Here is an 873-nt window from a genome sequence, read left to right on the forward strand (position 1 = left end):
GAAGTCATACAGCGAGAAAGGCAGAGACAGTTAGAGAAATGGCTTCAGGAGGATTTCGACTAGATTTACTTCTTGAAGCGGCTCGTTTACCTCGCTCAACTTACTATTATCAGTTGAAGCAACTGGATAGGGTTGATAAGAATCAAGAACTAAAAACCGAAATTCAGGTCATTTTTACCGAACACAAGGGAAATTATGGCTATCGTCGGATTCACTTAGAGCTAAGAAATCGTGGTTATATGGTGAATCATAAGAGGGTCCAACGTCTGATGAAAGTTCTTGGTTTAACGGCTCGAATTCGTCGGAAACGGAAGTATTCTTCCTACCAAGGAGAGATTGGCAAGAAAGCAGAGAATCTCATTCAACGCCAGTTTGAAGCATCCAAACCGATGGAAAAGTGCTATACGGACGTGACAGAGTTTGCAATTCCAGCTAGCACACAGAAGCTTTATTTGTCACCAGTTTTAGATGGCTTTAACAGCGAAATTATTGCTTTTAATCTTTCTTGTTCGCCTAATTTAGAACAAGTACAAACGATGTTAGAACAGGCATTCACATAGAAACACTATGAGAATACGATTCTCCATAGTGACCAAGGCTGGCAATACCAACACGATTCTTATCATCGGTTCCTAGAGAGTAAGGGAATTCAAGCATCTATGTCCCGCAAGGGCAACAGCTCAGACAACGGCATGATGGAGTCCTTCTTTGGCATTTTGAAATCGGAGATGTTTTATGGATATGAGAAGACATTTAAATCACTTAATCAATTGGAACAAGCTATTGTGGACTACATTGATTACTACAACAACAAACGGATTAAGATCAAACTAAAAGGACTTAGTCCTGTGCAATACAGGACTAAATCCTTTG

At 40.1% G+C, this 873-nt stretch carries 1 pseudogene; it reads left to right on the forward strand.

The annotated features are described in order from the left end of the window. Positions 1-873 (forward strand): annotated as a pseudogene (locus SORDD16_RS10870) (IS3 family transposase); the annotation flags it as partial.

It is taken from the genome of Streptococcus oralis (assembly GCF_001578945.1).
GTDB lineage: Bacteria > Bacillota > Bacilli > Lactobacillales > Streptococcaceae > Streptococcus > Streptococcus oralis_Q.